The sequence below is a fragment of the Parabacteroides caecihominis genome (assembly GCF_023656785.1).
In the GTDB taxonomy this organism is placed as follows: domain Bacteria; phylum Bacteroidota; class Bacteroidia; order Bacteroidales; family Tannerellaceae; genus Parabacteroides; species Parabacteroides segnis.
In genome coordinates, this window is sequence record NZ_JAMOKS010000039.1 from 1 (window position 1) to 16594 (window position 16594).

10 protein-coding genes are annotated in these 16594 nt (G+C 47.9%); 2 read left to right on the plus strand and 8 right to left on the minus strand.

The genetic code is table 11. The features are described from left to right. The 6 genes from NBH14_RS23865 to NBH14_RS23890 form a co-directional block, all read right to left on the minus strand. Positions 1–1324, minus strand: a 1324-nt coding sequence (locus NBH14_RS23865; protein ID WP_250817804.1) for a DUF3868 domain-containing protein, incomplete at its 3' end; no start/stop codon positions are given. Positions 1325–1337: 13 nt separating this feature from the next. Further along, positions 1338–1904, minus strand: coding sequence for a DUF3575 domain-containing protein (locus NBH14_RS23870; RefSeq protein ID WP_284705607.1), 567 nt, complete (start codon positions 1902–1904; stop codon positions 1338–1340). A gap of 523 nt (positions 1905–2427) precedes the next feature. Continuing rightward, positions 2428–3666 (minus strand): site-specific integrase, encoded by a 1239-nt coding sequence (locus tag NBH14_RS23875; protein WP_250817806.1) that lies wholly within the window; start codon positions 3664–3666, stop codon positions 2428–2430. 65 nt (positions 3667–3731) lie between these two features. Beyond that, positions 3732–5033: a sensor histidine kinase gene (locus NBH14_RS23880; RefSeq protein ID WP_186958872.1), complete on the minus strand. Its 1302-nt coding sequence runs from the start codon at positions 5031–5033 to the stop codon at positions 3732–3734. 11 nt (positions 5034–5044) lie between these two features. Continuing rightward, entirely contained in the window at positions 5045–6424 is a 1380-nt protein-coding gene (locus tag NBH14_RS23885) for a sigma-54-dependent transcriptional regulator (protein WP_186958873.1), read from the minus strand. A gap of 43 nt (positions 6425–6467) precedes the next feature. Continuing rightward, a complete protein-coding gene (locus tag NBH14_RS23890; protein ID WP_186958874.1) occupies positions 6468–7952 on the minus strand; it encodes a TolC family protein in 1485 nt (494 codons plus the stop codon). An 898-nt stretch (positions 7953–8850) separates the two neighbouring features. On the opposite strand from NBH14_RS23890, the gene NBH14_RS23895 reads away from it, so the two are divergent. Both NBH14_RS23895 and NBH14_RS23900 read left to right on the plus strand, forming a co-directional pair. After that, on the plus strand, positions 8851–9126 hold the full coding sequence (locus tag NBH14_RS23895) for an HU family DNA-binding protein (RefSeq protein WP_186958875.1): 276 nt from the start codon (positions 8851–8853) through the stop codon (positions 9124–9126). Positions 9127–9229: 103 nt separating this feature from the next. Then, positions 9230–10729 (plus strand): M20/M25/M40 family metallo-hydrolase, encoded by a 1500-nt coding sequence (locus NBH14_RS23900; protein ID WP_186958876.1) that lies wholly within the window; start codon positions 9230–9232, stop codon positions 10727–10729. Positions 10730–10865: 136 nt separating this feature from the next. On the opposite strand, the gene NBH14_RS23905 is transcribed toward NBH14_RS23900, so the two are convergent. Together NBH14_RS23905 and NBH14_RS23910 are read right to left on the minus strand one after the other, a co-directional pair. After that, the gene (locus NBH14_RS23905) at positions 10866–13634 is read right to left on the minus strand and encodes a family 78 glycoside hydrolase catalytic domain (protein ID WP_186958877.1); all 2769 of its coding nucleotides are present in this window, start codon (positions 13632–13634) and stop codon (positions 10866–10868) included. 37 nt (positions 13635–13671) lie between these two features. Then, positions 13672–16485, minus strand: a complete 2814-nt coding sequence (locus NBH14_RS23910) for a glycosyl hydrolase (RefSeq protein WP_186958878.1) — start codon at positions 16483–16485, stop codon at positions 13672–13674. Between the last annotated feature and the right edge of the window lie 109 nt (positions 16486–16594).

Sequence of the window (16594 nt, forward strand, 5' to 3'; positions counted from 1 at the left end):
CTTCACGGTATTGATCCGTCCCGGGACGGTAATAGCGTGCCACGGCATATATCTCCTCCAGGCTCAGCAGGTCAGGATGCGTATAGATCAGTTCTGCCGCTTCGTCGCCCTCCACTTTGCGGACATCGTATTGCACGACAACCTCTATGCGCCGCAGCTTCGGAAAGTAATGGCGCATCATCTCCCTGTAGGGCGTCCCGCCCTCTAAATCCATCAATTGCTTTTCACGCCCGTTGAAGATACCGTAACGGCGGATCACCCGGAGTACGGCATCCTGCCACGAAGTTTTTTCCCGCCTCATAAGATCGGACAGTCCTTCCCAGTCCTCTGCCACCGAAGAGACTTCCACCAGGTCGCGGGGAATGCCGTATGCATTCCGCAGGTAATAGGCAAAAAGCCCTGAACGCGCTTTTGCCAGCCGTTCATTGTCGCCGTAAGGACCGTCGGGGGAAGAATAGCCGCAGATACGGATACGCTCCACCGAGGTAAAGCGCTTATCCTGCAAGGGCACCATGATACGGTTGATCTTATCGATCTCTTCACGGTTGTTTTTATAATCAGGATAAATATCGTCCTTGCCGATCGGGTAATCAAAATAGAGCACGGCACTCTCGGTATGGCGTTTGCCCGACCTCCCGGTTTCAGGACGCAGATAGGATACCATCGACTCGTAAGCGGTCACATCGACGGCCCGTTCCCTCACCCGATGCGGGATCGCAGGGGCAACGGCCCGATCCTTCGTATTTTTTGTCATATTCGCACGGGAAAGAGGGTGCTTCTTCTGCGATCCCGTGTCAGGCACGGGAACGGGATTGTGCTCCGGATAGTCTTTCAGTGCTATATGCCGTACCAGCGTATCGACTCCCAGCAGTTGGAGGTCACAGCAGTCTTTCACCTCCTGGCAGAGTAATAAAGAAGCCTGCTGTATCCACGAGGTGTAAGGGACGGACATCCGGTAAGTTATTTTCTTTGATCCCGTATGCCGGGTATCGCGGATGCGGAGATAAGGGGCGGAAGATTCTTTGCCGGCAGACAGGTACCGTTCGCGGCGGTCCTGACGCTCACGGATACCTCCGCTGATAATGACAGGGGGCAAAGAAAGAAGTTGTTTGGACGGTCCCAGCAATTGAGGGGTAAAAATAACGGCTGTGCTTGCGGACACATTCACCGCCTCCAGGTCCATATCAAGCAGCAGTTGCAGGCTGTCGTTACGCACAGAGACCTGCTGCGGCACGACACGGATATGCTGCGCGCCGGCAGGCAACGCAAAAAGAACCAGGCAAACGGCCCATACATATATATTATAGAAGAAGGTATGTTTCATCGGACAAGTTGTTTTAGCGTAGAAAATAGATGACTGAAAAACCGATACGCGTCGGACCGAAATAGCTACGGCTGTAAGAGCCGGATGCCTCCGCGCATTCGGCGCATTTATATTTGGTGTATTTCATCGAAACATAACCGCCGCCGATCATCGCCTCCAATCCCCAGCGGCTGCCGACCGCCCAGTGGTAGCCATAGGTTACGCCGCCGCCGTAAAGGTCGCCTCTCAACACATGGTCTTTCAGACCGGAGATAAACGGGATCATGCCGATATTGAAATACCCGTAATGACCGTGCACCCCGAAGAAATGCCCTTCAAACTTGCGGCACGGCCAGAAGCGGACTTCCGGCTGTATCAGGTACAGGTTTAGACGCATATCATCCGGAAACTTCCAGGCGTTATAGGCACCCCAGATATCCATGGTGAATTGACGTCCCATCCCGAACTCCACTCCGGCATTCGGGGTCGTGGTCGCCCAGAACAGGAGATTCGTTTTCAGTGCGGTTTGTTGTCCATACATATTTGTTGTCAGCAACAAACAACCGATATACAGCAGCGATAAGTAAAGAACCCTATACATTATATTAATACTAGATTTGGTAACTATCAGTGGGGTTCTGTCTCTTAGGAAGAGACGGAACGGGGATAAACAAAAGGCACAAGAATCAGGGATTTCAGCTGCTTTTATGATACCATCCTGCAAGGAAAGAACACTCCGGGGCAACATCCGGAAAACAAAAAAGGATGATATGATACGGGAACAGTTGAAAAGTGCTTGTTTTTCAAGTTATATCATTTAGCATCCTTGCCGGGAAAGAGAGAAACAGCAGGAAAACAAAACGTAAACAACAGATAATCAATAGGTAACAGACAGAAACAGAAGCAGAAAGACAGACATAAAGAGACCCGAGAGAGGCATGAACAACAGGCCTTCTTTCTTAAAAGATGTAACAATATTCAGTAAATACATGAATATTAAGGCTAGTCATGTGGAAAAACACCGTACTAAATGGTGCAAGTATAAAAAAGAGTTAGTACATTTGCCAAGTTTTAACACTGACTGTCACCGACGGACCGTCTCTTCCTAAGAGACAGAACACACCTCACAATACCACTTTATAAACAGGCTTTGATTTACAATTCTTCTTATGTATCACGATTTCATTGGCACGGTCCACCCGCGAGGTATCAAGGAACGCCATATAGATACGGGTCGTTTTAACAGACTCATGTCCCATGCCCTGTGAGATGAGTTCTTCCGGTATCCCTTTCTGTGCGGCAACGCTGGCCCAGGTATGACGGGCGATATAGGTCGAAAGGTCGGCTCCGACCATCTTCCCCAGCTTCTTCAAACGCTTGTTCTGAACACGCAGCGCACTCTGATAGCCGATATAGTCCGGGCGGGAACCCGTAAGGACAGGAAACAGGAAAGGGCCGGATGCATATTGGTAACGGGCAATCAGTTTCCTCATTTCAGGCAGCAGGCGTATCTGCAACTCCTGCCCGGTCTTGCGCCGGATATAGACGATCTTATCCCCCACGATATTCTTTTGCGTCAGATGGGCCAGATCCACAAAGGCCATTCCACGGGCATAATAGGAAAACAGGAACAGGTCGCGTGCCAGCTGCAACGCAGGCGACAGGAGTTGCAAAGCGACAAGACCCAGGATCACATTTTCCTGCACCGCACGTTTGCGGGTCTTTTCGATACTGGTATGGACATTGCTGAAAAGCAGCGGGCTGGGTTCGACCAGGTTATCCCTTACCGCCCGGTTACGGATAGCCCGGAGCACGCGGAGATAGAAAGAAACGGTATTGGCACAAACTCCGGAGTTGAACAGGTAGGTCTCAAACTCTTTCAGAAGCGGCGCGTCGATCTCGTCCAACCTGAGTTCGCAGCCACCCCGGAAAAGCATAAAGGCATTCAAGGTACTCTGGTAATGCCGGGCCGTTTCATCCTTGCCCTCCCCTTGCAGCACACAGATCTGTTTCTCCACATACTTTGTCAGGTTGGCCACCGCAAAACGTTCCTTACACGCCTCCACTATTTCATCCGGAGTAAAGGAACTCTTTTTCTCCTTCAAATAGATCACAGACCGGACTGTCCGGCAATCGCGGGAAAACTGCTCACGGATGGCATACAATTCTTTTGACCGTTCGGAAGTGCTTTCACCCGGGATATTGATTTCCTCCCTGGCCCCGTCCCACTCTTCTTCGGATAACTGGTACGGCAAAGCCATCTTCCGGACCTCACGACGATAGATTATCTGCACATAGAGCGGCATCTGCTTCCCCGCCTCTATCGACTTACGCCTTTTTACTTTTACTGATACGTTATACATACTGGTTTCATTTTGTTACACAATATAACAAAATGAGAACAACTATAGCCTACTGTATTTCAGACTTATTCAAACAATATACGGAACCTTGTCAAACCGTCCGTATAAGTACGCAGGGAAAAAGAGCAGTTCTGTTTCTGCAATACTTCGCGTATAAAGATCAGGCCGATCCCCTGCCCGTTCGGTTTGGTGGAGAAGAAAGGACTGAACAATTTCTTTTCAGTTTCTTTGTCTATTCCTTTGCCGGTATCTGCTATTTCCAGGCAGACAGGGTTACGTGAAGTACGTATGTAAATCTTGCCGTCGCGCCCGATCGACTCGGCGGCATTCTTTATAATATTGACTAGCACCTGTTCAAAAAGCGAACTATCCAGCCGCACGACAGGAGACACTTCATCCAGCTCCATAATGATTTGGATGTTGCGGTTCTGGCAGACTGTCTCCATAAACCGCTTGCAGGAAGTCACCACCGTATTTAATTCATAGTTACGCATTTGCGGTTCAGGGATGCGCACCACATCGGCAAAGTTTGTAATGAAATGACTCATGCTGTAACAGCGTTCGATGGAAACACGCAACACGTCGCATATATCTTCCGTATTTTCCATCTCGCTGAAAGTGGATTCCAGCGTATCCAATGTAGATGTAATACCGGCAGTTGTATTATTCACCTCATGGGCAATCATGCGGATCACCTTTTCATAGGCTTTCTTTTCTGCCTTAAAGACTTCCTGCGTCAGTATTTCCACCAGATAGAACGAGTGATGGAATCCCCGGTCGACAAAAGAAGAATGCGTACATTTATATATATTGGCATCATTCAGGCGAACAGTCTGCGATTCATACAAAGGAATACGCGCCAACTCCACTGCCAACGGGGAATCTATCTCTGTAAAGGATTTTCCGGCGAAATCGACCGACAAAGGTTGTCCGAACATCTTGCGGGCAGCGGGATTCAACGATATGATCTCGTTATCCAGATTCAGCATAATCACTCCCATAGGAGAAGCATTGATCAGCAAATCCAGGAAATGATTCTGTTCCCTCAGATGCAGACGTTCGTTTTTCAACTGTTCCATCATCTTATTGAAGATGTCCACGATACGGTCGGCCTCCTTCTGCCCGACACGGCTCAGGCGGGAACTGAAGTCCTGCTCTTTCAGCAACTCCATACCATTGCCGATAATATCCAACGGCTTGATGATACGCCGGTAAAAAAGGAAAAGGTACAAGATAGTGACCAGGACAACACCTTCCACAATAAAGAACATGAAGGAAGAATAATTATAGAAGACATGGTAAGTGATAACTGCCAGAATAGTCAGCAGCAACCCGGTCAAGATCCAGAACAATCCTTTTATCCTCATTCGAATATCATTTATTTATCGGTAGGTATTCCGTATTTCTCCAACCGGCGGTATAAGGCTGCCCGGCTGATTCCTAAAGCGGATGCGACATGCGAGAGATTTCCCTCATGTGTATCCAAAGCCTGAAGGATGGTCTGTCTTTCAATCTCGTCCAGCGTCATACCCTCAAAACTGACGGCTCCGCCTTTTCTCACGACCTGTTTGTTCCCCAGATTCAGGCATTGTCCTTCAAAATCGGACACATCCAACAACGACTTACCGGATACCAGCATCGTTCTTTCCACCAGGTTTTTCAATTCACGGATATTTCCGGGATACGGAAGACGTTGCAGGTAACTTACAGCATCCGAAGAGAAAGTGACTTTAGGCAAACCGTTGATTTCCGACTGCTTATCAGCAAAATAACGGACCAACAGAGGAATATCGTCTTTCCGCTCGCGAAGAGCGGGCAGATGGATCGTGATCAAATTGATACGGTAGAACAGGTCTTCGCGAAACGTACGTGCGGCAACCATTTCCGGAAGGTTGCAGTTGGTAGCACTCACCACCCGGATATCCACTTTCCGGGGACGGCTGTCACCCAGCACTTCAAATGTCTGGTCCTGCAATACACGCAATAGTTTTACCTGGCAGGATAACTCCAGGTCACCTATCTCATCCAGGAAGATGGTCCCTTTGTTTGCCATTTCGAAACGTCCGGTACGGTCTATATAGGCATCCGTAAATGCACCTTTCTTATGACCGAACATCTCGCTCTCAAAAAGGCTCTGTGACAATCCTCCCAGGTTGACCTTGACGAAAGCCTCTTTCATACGGGGGCTATTGGCATGGATCGCTTCCGCAATCAGTTCCTTGCCTGTCCCGCTTTCACCGGTAATCAGCACCGAAGCATTAGTCGGTGCTATGCGGGAAACGGTTCCCAGCACATCCATCAGCGCATCACTCTGTCCGACAATCTTCTCAAAATGGAATTTACTGTCCGCATCGTTCCGGTTCAACGGAGATTTCTGCATCTTCTTCTGCTCATTCAGTTCCAGAGCCGTACGGATCGACTTCAGCAACACCAGGTTGTTCCAGGGTTTGGTCACAAAATCGAAAGCGCCGGCCTGCATACCCTGCACAGCCAGCGAAATGGAACCCCAGGCGGTCATTAAGATCACCGGGACATCCGGCTGAAATATCTTTACTTGTTTTAATAGCTGTATCCCTTCTTCTCCCGTCGTAGTCAAGGTAAAGTTCATATCCATCAGAATCAGTTGGGGCGCTTCCCGGCGCACAATACCCAACGCTTCTTCAGGCCCCGGAACAGCTTCCGGTTCAAAGCCTGCCCGCTTCAACAAAAAAGTAAGCGAAGAACGGACAGCTGCGTCATCATCAATAATTAATATCATATAGGTTTCTTTAATTGGGTTTGTAAAGATACGAATAAGTTACCTACTTTCTGACAATTTCCTCAAAATCGGCATCCAGATTACGGTCGTTCAGAAAATCGTAAAGCGTCACGCTGCGGACATTATAGAAATAACTCCAGAAACCGTACAATTCCTGTATATGCTTCTGTTTGGCATCATCTTTCGATTGCTGGGCATCATTCAGGTCGAGAATATTGATCTTGCCGATCATAAATGTTTCGATAGATGTCTGATAGCGTTTCTGGGCGATCTCATCGGCTTCTTCCGCGATTTCCAACTGGGCAGCCTGGTTGTTGAAGTTCTCCACCAGCAAGAAGATATTCTGGTTGAAAGTCATCTGGTCCTGACGGTTTTTAGAGAGTACCACTTCGCGGTTGGATTCGGCGACCTTAACCTTTCCCTTCCGTTTTCCCCAGTCCAGCAAAGGGATGCTGAAACCGACTTCCACCACCTGGTTATCTTTCAGCGGATTGTAAGCACCACTGAAATCACGGTCTTTTCCCGTATATCCCACGGAAGCAAACAGGTTGATATCGCGGCGTTTCCCTTTGGCCGTCGCTACTGCATAATCGGCCTCGAGTTGTTCGCGCAGTATGCGTTTCGCAAACGAGTTGTTTTCCTGGGCTTTCCCCAGTACTTCCTGATAGACCAACCGCATGTCGGGGACAGATTCGGGGATGACCGGTTCTATCACATCATCTTCGCTCAATCCCAGGAAAGAACGTAGCTGGAACATTTTGGCGTTCAGGTTCGACTGCGCTTCCGTCAACTTACCTTTCGCCTGTAAAGCGGATAATTTCAATTGCATCAGTTCACTTTCAGAGATATGACCGATCTTGCGTTTCGCGATAGCGATATCATACAGTTTATTTGCGTTATCCAGATTCTGCACAGACGTTGCCAGGTTTTCTTTCGCCAGCAGAAGATTGAAGAAGTAAGCGATCGTTGAGATGGTTACCCCCTCTACGCTTTCAATATAAGCGGCTTTTGCTTCCTGATAGCGGACTGGTTCGATCCGGCGGTTCCATTTCTGGTCGTTCACGCCGAAGATAGGTTGCGTCAGGGTCAGGCCGACCGGGACACTCATATATTCATTGAAGGCGCCATGTCCCAACTGGCGGGAGAAATTAAGAGAAGAGTTCAACGAGATCTTACCACCTGTCAGAGCGATATTCTGGTCGATAGAGATCGCTCCGTCCATCGACAGGTTATTGTCCTGCACAAAAGCATAGGTTCCGTCCGATTGCTGGTAACGCGAATATTGCTTGCTGTAGCTGGGGAGCGTTCCTTTAAAATTAACCTCCGGCAACTGGTCGGCGACATGGGTACGGTATTCCCAGTAAGACGTCTTTAATTCGTTCAGGGCCACAGCCGCATCGACCGACTGGTGTTGTGCCAGCGTAATGGCATCTTTCAAGGTCAGACGGACTACATTATCTTGTTCTTCGGCCTGTAAACCAAAGCATGTCAGCAATAAATAAGTAATGGCTATATAGATCTTTTTCATCGTAATATATGTTTTGCCATGCTACAGGCAAAAGCTATGCCAAAAACATATATCATTGATTTTCTGAGTATAACACAAAAGAATAGTGTCCGATAATGAACAGTATGTCCGATAATGGAGTTGTGAAGGGAAAATGGACAGAGTTCGTTAAGAACTTTGTTATTAATGGAGGCAAAGATAATAAATACAAAGGATACGCAATCAAACATGCGATAAAATTCATCTTTTGTCCTCTTTTTCTCCTCTTTCACCAAGGATAATGCGATAAAGCCGGGTTCCGTAAAAGTACCACAAGAGAATTGGCTGGGGAGGAAACAGAGGGAAATCTGGCCGGAAATAAGCAGTTTTTAATCAAGTGGCTTGGCTGTTACAGGTTTATTTGCCGTCTGCTTTAGCTGACGGATTAGTAAAGGATGTATATCTTTGGACTTTAGTCTCATTTTATATCTTTCTATTTAAGAGAAATGTGGCTAAAGCCAAAAGAGAGAAATGCCTTGTAAACCGTCAGCTAAAGCAGACGGCAAATTAACCTGCAACAATTAAATCTTTCTGTTTCATGGATAACTCCATTATTTCTATAGCAACATTCATTTTCCTGAGTTCTTAACGAACTCCATTAAATCAGAGGAAATGGCCTCCTACAAATTATCGAATACGCTGTATTTCCGGTAATACGGTAGTTAATCCACTGATTGAGGGTGAAGAACAGAGAGTGAACAATTTATATTAACTAATATCAGAGAACAAAAAGAAGTAAACCATACTCCCGAAAACGGAGTATTTATACCGATTTAAAGGATATTATGCTGAAAAGTTATACCCTGCTTCTACCGCAGAACTACGTCTCCGGCCAAGTATCCCGAACACTTGTTTTAAAAACGATTTAAACCTGTAGTATATGAATAAAAGTAAATTGATCGGACAAATAGCCGTAGACACCGGCATGACGAGAGCAGCGATAAAGGCGGTACTCAACTCCTTCATCAACAATACCACCGAAGCCCTGCAAGAGGGAGATACGGTCGTATTCCAGGGATTCGGCACCTTCCTGCCCTGGGAGCAGACCGAACGCCCCGCCCGGAATCCACAGACCGGAGAGCCTGTGATGATCAAGCCGCGTACCTCCGTCAAGTTCCGCGCCGGCTCAGACCTGATAAAGGCGCTGAACAAATAATTTTGCACATTCTCAGGCAATCAGCTTCCCTGAAACACAGATTTACTATCTTTGAAGAGCTTATCGGCAGATAATACTTATGTGAAACTTTAAAGAGATAGAAATGAGAAGCTTATTGATTGTTTTGATGATCGGGGCGTCATCCGTTATGGCTCAGAATGAAAAAATCGACCTGTCCATCGCCCAAAAGATCAAACAGGAAGAACGGTTGAACTCCGATATAGAGCGGCTTTCCTACCGTTTGCTGGACTATGCCGGTCCACGCCTGACCGGTTCCGACGGAATGGAAAGAGGCTATAAAGTGGCAAAAGAAATGATGGAGGAATACGGGTTATCCAACCCCCGCATTGAATTTGCCCGCGACTGGCCCCGGGGTGGCTGGGACATACTAAAGGCTTATGCCGCCATGACCGTCCCCTACTATATCCCGATCTTCCCCGCCCCCGTTGCCTGGACCAACGGCACCAATGGCCCTGCCAAAGGCGAAGTGACGCTGATCACAGCCAAAGACCGACAGGAGTTGCAGGCTTTGAAAGGAACACTAAAAGGCAAAATCGTATTGATGCCTTCCGTCACGGAATACCAAATCAGCTTCGAACCGATGGCACGCCGCCACACCGAAGAATCCCTGAAACAAACCGCCGAGTATCCGATCACCCAGGTACAACCACGCCGGCGACGTCCTGCCCCAGCCATCGAAGGCAGCGAACTGTCTTATGCAGAAATACTCAGTTTCGTCCATCAGGAAGAACCGGCTGTTATCATTCATGAATCGGGTAGTTACAGCGTACCGGGACTGAATTTCCACAAACTGGAAGAAGTCGGTCCCGTCCCCTGCGAACTGAATATCTCCTGCGAGAACCACGGCCTGATGGAACGCCTGATCAAAAACGGCGAAAAGGTGGAAATGGAAGTCGACATTGCCGTCAAATTCGAATCCGACCGCAAAATATATAACGTCATAGCCGAACTACCCGGTACCGACCCCAAACTGAAAGACCAGTTGGTCATTATCGGAGGCCACCTCGACTGCTTCCACATGAGCCCGGGAGCCGGCGATAATGGTGCGGGCTTTATCGCCATGCTTGAAGCCATGCGTATCCTCAAAACAATCGGTGTCCAGCCCCGCCGGACCATCCGGGTTGTTTTCTGGGGTGGCGAAGAAGTCGGATTGCACGGTTCTACCGGATATGTGGAGCAATTCGTACAAGACCCGAAAACATTGGAGAAAAAGAAAGAATATGACAAAATATCGGTCTACTTCAATTCAGATTACGGTCCCGGTAAGTTTCGCGGGATATTCACCCAGGACAACCTGATGGCTCACCCGATCTTTATCGACTGGATGCAACCTTTCCTGGATACAGGTTTCACCACCGTCTCAAACCGGAGCGTGGGAAGCACCGACCATGTGCCTTTCGACAATGCCGGAATCCCTGCTTTCCAATTCATCCAGGACCCTATGGAATGGGGACGCCATTCCCACCGCACACAGGATTTCTCCGACCGTCTGGTGTTGGACGATATACGTCATAATGCGGTGATCGTAGCCTGGTTTGCCTATAATGCAGCGATGAGGGATGAGAGGATGCCGAGGAAATAAGTGAATATAGAAATAATTGAGCTATCTGCTAATTATAAGATGAACCAATTAGTGACGGTGCCTTCAGCCTGTAAGGGCGGTTCGCGAACCGCCCTTACCAACGACGCTACATTCAAATTTGACAAATTCTGTACTATCACTTATCCCCTACTACAAATGTATAATCACCCGATCCGACCTCTAAACAGGTAAAGCCATCGACATAGCCGAGATTTTTTATATCCTGTATAACATTCAACGAACAACCGCTTTCCATTATCTTTGAACCGGTCGACGAGGGAAGGCATATCTGCGCTGTTGTATTGGCCGGAATTTTTACCCGAAGTTCAAAGGTATCTCCCTCCTTCTTCCAGTTACTTACGATTGTCCCGTTTACAGATTCATAGCTGCAATTCACCCAGTTCAGATCGCCAGCCGGCTGCGGCTTGATGATGATTTTACTGAAACCGGGGGCCGCCGGGGTGATTCCGCCTAAAGACTGGTACATCCACTCGCCCACACTACCGAACATCGGATGGTTTTGTGAAAAGACATTATCCGAATACCTCCAGGTTTCCCACAATGTAGTTGCACCGGATTCCAACATATGGCCCCAACCCGGAAAGTCTTTCTTGGTTACCATTTCATAGGCTATATCATTCCGGTTGTTCAGACGCAGGACTTCAAGGACAGCGGGAACTCCGAAGATGCCCGAAGCGACATGCCCGTCCCACTTATCAATTGCCTGCAACAGGACATCGAAAGCTGCCGCCCTTTCATTTTCCGGAATCAGGTCATAGAACAAGGCGAAAGCCTGTGCTGCCTGGGTACAATTACCTACTTTCCCGGTTCCGGCTTTTAGGAACTCTTTTATGAAAGCCTCTTTTATCTCTGAAGCCAGTTGAGTATATATCCGTACATCTTTTGTCTGTTTCGTCAGGGAGGCAAACTCTGCCAGTAAAATCACATGATGATAATAATGGGCCGTTGCGAACAGGGCCGGAATACGTTCCTCCAGACTTTCATGGTCATTGATACACATCCCTATCCTGTTCCCTTCCGCTTTCGAACGGAGAAACTCCACCTGTTTACGTAAAGCCGGGTAAAAGGCCCTAATAGTTCGCAGGTCACCGTAATATTCGTATAACTGCTTCTGCATGAAAGCAAAAGCCAATTGCCAACCGACCGGACCGGAATCGTCACCCAATCCCTCAGCAGCAATCCCGTTATAAGGAGCTGTTTCCGTCATTCCGCCTTCGGGACGCTGATCGTTCGCAAAATCCTGAATGGCTTTCCGATAGAAATTCTCCATATCATAGAACCAGCAGAATGTCCTGGCAGTACCGACGATATCACCGCCATAACCAAACTTTTCACGTGCCGGACAATCGGACTGCACACTGAACAGATTACTGTGAAATGTATAATCGAGCACTTTGTCCAAACGGTTCAACATCGGATTGGAACATTCGAAACGCCCTGCCTTCTGCAAATCCGCACTCAAACGAACTCCTTCAATATCTGCCAGAGACGGCCGGCCGGGCCACCCGGTTACTTCAATATACCGGAAACCGTGGAATGTAAAGCGGGGCGACCATATTTCCTCGCCTTCGCCTTTCAAAGTATAGACATCTTCCTGCCAGGCCGTCTGAGGCTGTCCGGGCATGCTCCAGTCGGCATTCCAGACTTTCTTCTGTTGCCCGGCAACCGAGGTCATGACATTCAGGCTACCATCCGAATAGACATCTTCCCCGTAACGGATTTTCACGGTTGTTCCTTTCGGACCTCTTACTTTGATACGTGCTACACCGGCAAAGTTCTGTCCCATATCGAATATAAACTCTCCCGGACGACACTCCGTCATCCTGACCGGTTTAATGACTTCAAGAACCCGGACAGGCGGCTGCATCTGGGCACTCAGTTGCCCGGCCGGTATTTTCGGTACCAGTACAACCTGTTTCCAGCGGCTGTCGTCGAATGTTCCGGTATCCCAACCGGGAATCTCGCTACGGGCATCGTAATGTTCCCCCAAATAAACATTATTGCGCATAACCGGACCGGTAGCCGTCTTCCAGCTTTCATCGGTACAGACAGTCTCTACCGAACCATCCGTATATAGAACACGAAGCTGCGCCTTCACACAAGGCCGGCCAATAGTCAGGTATTCTCTTAACGGCTGAAAAATGCGGATAGGCAGTGGGTTATAGAATCCGTTTCCCAACATAACGCCGACTGTATTCTTTCCGGAGGCGATCAACGGGGTAATATCATATGTACTATATAATATTTGTTTCCCGTAATTGGTCCAACCCGGATCGAGAACATGGTCACCGACACGTTTTCCGTTCACACTGGCCTCGTAATATCCGATACCGGCTATATATAAACGGGCTTCGCGTACCGGTTTACGCAATTGGAAATCCCTGCGGAAGAGCGGGGCGGGATCATCCTTATAGAAATCCTCTTCCTTTTCCGGCGCATTCGAGCCGTCTGCGATCCATTCGGCTTTCCAGTCTGCCGGAGACAACATAGCTGTCTCCCACCAGGCTGTCCGGCTCCAACCGGAAACTTCGCCGTCCTGATTATAGACACGAACCCGCCAGTAGTAACGGGTGAAAGGTTTCAACTTCTTACCGGCATAAGTGATATTCACATTCTGCCGGCTATTAACCTTTCCACTTTTCCAAACCAGTCCTTTTCCATTCAGAAGGTCGTCTTCATTCAAAGAGACCTGTATCTCATAAGCCGATTGCAGCTGATTACGGGCTTGCGACTCCAACTGCCATCCAAGCACCGGGGTAAGAGCATCCGTTCCCAGCGGGTTTTCCGCATACTCGCAGGTCAGTTTCTTCAACTGTAAAGGCTCGGCACCTGCAAGCCATGCAAAACCGGCCAGAAGACAGATCAAAAGTCCTGTTCTTCTCATTATAGAGTTGTTATTCATTATTCGTTTATTCCTGATGTTACATTAATTTAACGGGGCCCAACATACCTGTCGGTGCCCATTTCTGATGATGGGTCCATGCCTGCCCTATTTTGTTTTCGGGCGTAGCTTTCAGATAATTACCGACGGTTGTCGTGATCTTTATTTGTAATGATTTGACCGGTGCCTTAGCCAAATGTTCCGGCAGCTGATACACACGGTTTCCATACCATTTGCATCCCAGGTTCTCCCCATTCAGGGTTACTTCCGAAACGCCATATACTTTCCCTAAATCCAGGTAATTGAATCCTGCAGCATTATCGACCGTCTTTTCATAATACAGGTCGCCGGAAAACGATTGTGTTTCCGGGTTTGCAGAGAAGTCCACCAACGTATCCAGCTCACGTTTGGCCGACTCGCCATTGATATGTGCCATTCTGACCGTCCATCCGTTCAGTTCGACCGGAGACGAACTCTGAAGCGGCAAAGCCGGAATGGAGATCTTCGCGCCTTTCGTTTCCTCAAAAACAATCAGTTTGGATGCGGCCGGCCCCAGGTCGATCTGTAAAGTGGAGCCGGAAGAGACCGGATAAGGTGTCCGTTCGCCTGTTTCCGGATTCCATAACCAAGGTGTTCTGCCATTCGCTTCAAATGTTGCCTGTATCCGTATTTCATCCTCCGGATTACAATTTGTAATAAAGTAAATGTCTTTATCTTTCGTCTGGTGACGAATCTGGCTGATGTAAGGGCTCGGTGCATCGATCTTCATATAAGGGACAATGCCGCATTGCTGCTGTACTTGACGGAACCACGGGATCATCTCTACCGGAGCCTCTACGGAAAATACCTGCGAAGGATTAGATTCCCTGATCCTACCGATCGCCTGTCTGACTCTTTCATCGTTTGCCTGATGATCTTTAAACCCGGGAGATTTATAAGGTTCTTTACCGACAAAGATCAGTTTACCTCCGGCTTTAACGAATTCAACCAGTGTTTCTGCTGTCGTCGGCATCATCGACTCAACTTCCAGCAGCATCAATGTATTATATTTCCTGTTATTGAAAACAAGATTGCCTTTCTTGAAACTACTTTGCTGAATGATATTCTCACTTATGTAGTCACAACTATTTCCGTTCTGATGAATTGCTTCCCACACATGATATTGATAAGACGGATAATGCAGGCTGGGGAACGGATCACGCTGTGGTCCGTGTATCGTCCACATATCAGCCAGCGGATGCATCACGGCAATATCAGCAAAGAAATCGGATTCCTGAAGGACAGTCGATACACGGCTTTTATAGGTTGCCCACAAATTGAAATAAGGCCACCAGCTATTCCGTTCGTTCAGAAATGCACCGTACATGATCCAACCGGGGAACGGCACTTCCAGCGGACTATAATTAAAACCGTGCAGGATCGAATGGGTCACACCGGAAAGGTTACTCTGGTCGCCCGTCATCTTTATTTTTTCCAGCGAGGCATTAAATGCATTGTTGGTATTGGTTATCTCCTCGCAGCTGACCAGTCTCTTACCGGAATAATGTGCCGCCGATGCCACAAATTTATTCACATTCGTATTTGTCGGTGACTTCACAAAAGCATCCTTATCACAACTGTCCGCATTCCAGAACCAAGTCTCGCATTCGGGAATATCGACTTCCAGAGAGGCTTCCAGAGGATGGAATTCACGGCCGTAAGCCTGAACCCTGGATTTAAAATTATATTTATTACACCATTGCGTATAAGGTTTCAGGAAACGGTCCCTGACAATATCCATACAGGTGACAAAAAAGTCATAACGAACGCGATCGACTTCTTCTTTCGCCTCTCCGGAGAGGGCTGTTGCAGCCGCTCCTTCGATCGCATGTCCCATATGCCCGACTTTATACAAGATAAAAGGCAGATAAGGAGTTACATCGTATCCCCTACGCCGTTGAAATTCTTCTGCAAAGTCATGACACCAGTTCGCTCCTTCCAGTTCCATACTGTCACAGAACATAGCCCTGAATCCTTTCAGACCCTGAATCGCCGGGAACAGATGATCCGACATACGATTCAGAAATTTCTCTACCGCAACCTGGTTATAATGGTTCAGAACAGGTCCGGCGGCACCGGGAGCCCCATTAATCACAGCCTGGAAACCAGTGACCTTGACCAGGGCATACAGAATATGTTCGCCTTCCGGCAATTCGACAGTGATCACTTCCGCTCCTTTTTCAAAAGGAATGTCTTTACCCGGAGAGAATGTATTCATTTCCACAGGGGCCAGGCACAATGAATGTAATTCACTGGTCGATCCTTCATACTTGGAACCGACTTGCGGAGAAGCATCTTTCAGCAAATCGGCTGTCTTCAACTGAATTTTACCAGGGCCTTTTACTTTCTGGGCCGTCTGTGTCATTAATTGGGTTTGCTCCTCCGGTTGCAGAAATTCTCCACCAAATGGCCAGCCGGATCCCACGATAATATCGCAGATCATCCCACGCTCTTCAGCCCCTTTCAGAGCTGTTTTCACCATTTCTATCCATTCGGGACTCAGCCATTCCAATGACGGGATCCCCAGGTCGTCTCCGCCAGGAAACCTGATCGGATTGATCTCGACACCACCGATACCGGCAGCTTTCATTATATCCAGTTCACGGAGAATCTCTTTAGCTGTTACTTTATCCCCGTTCCACCACCAGCGGACAAACGGCTTGGAAGTAACAGGAGGGTTCCGGAACAGCATAAACAAACTGTCATCTTCATTTTCTCCACTGTCAATAAACCGGCATCCTTGCATAAAAGGAATTCCCAACACTGATATCACACTCGACTTGATAAAGGTTCTTCTTGAAAGGCTCATATTCATCTGTATATTGATTAGCAAAAAGTTAGATTTGTAAATGTAGAAAAAAACTTTATTATAAATACATAATCCCAACACGAAAAAGATAAAATAATTCAAACCTTACCATTGT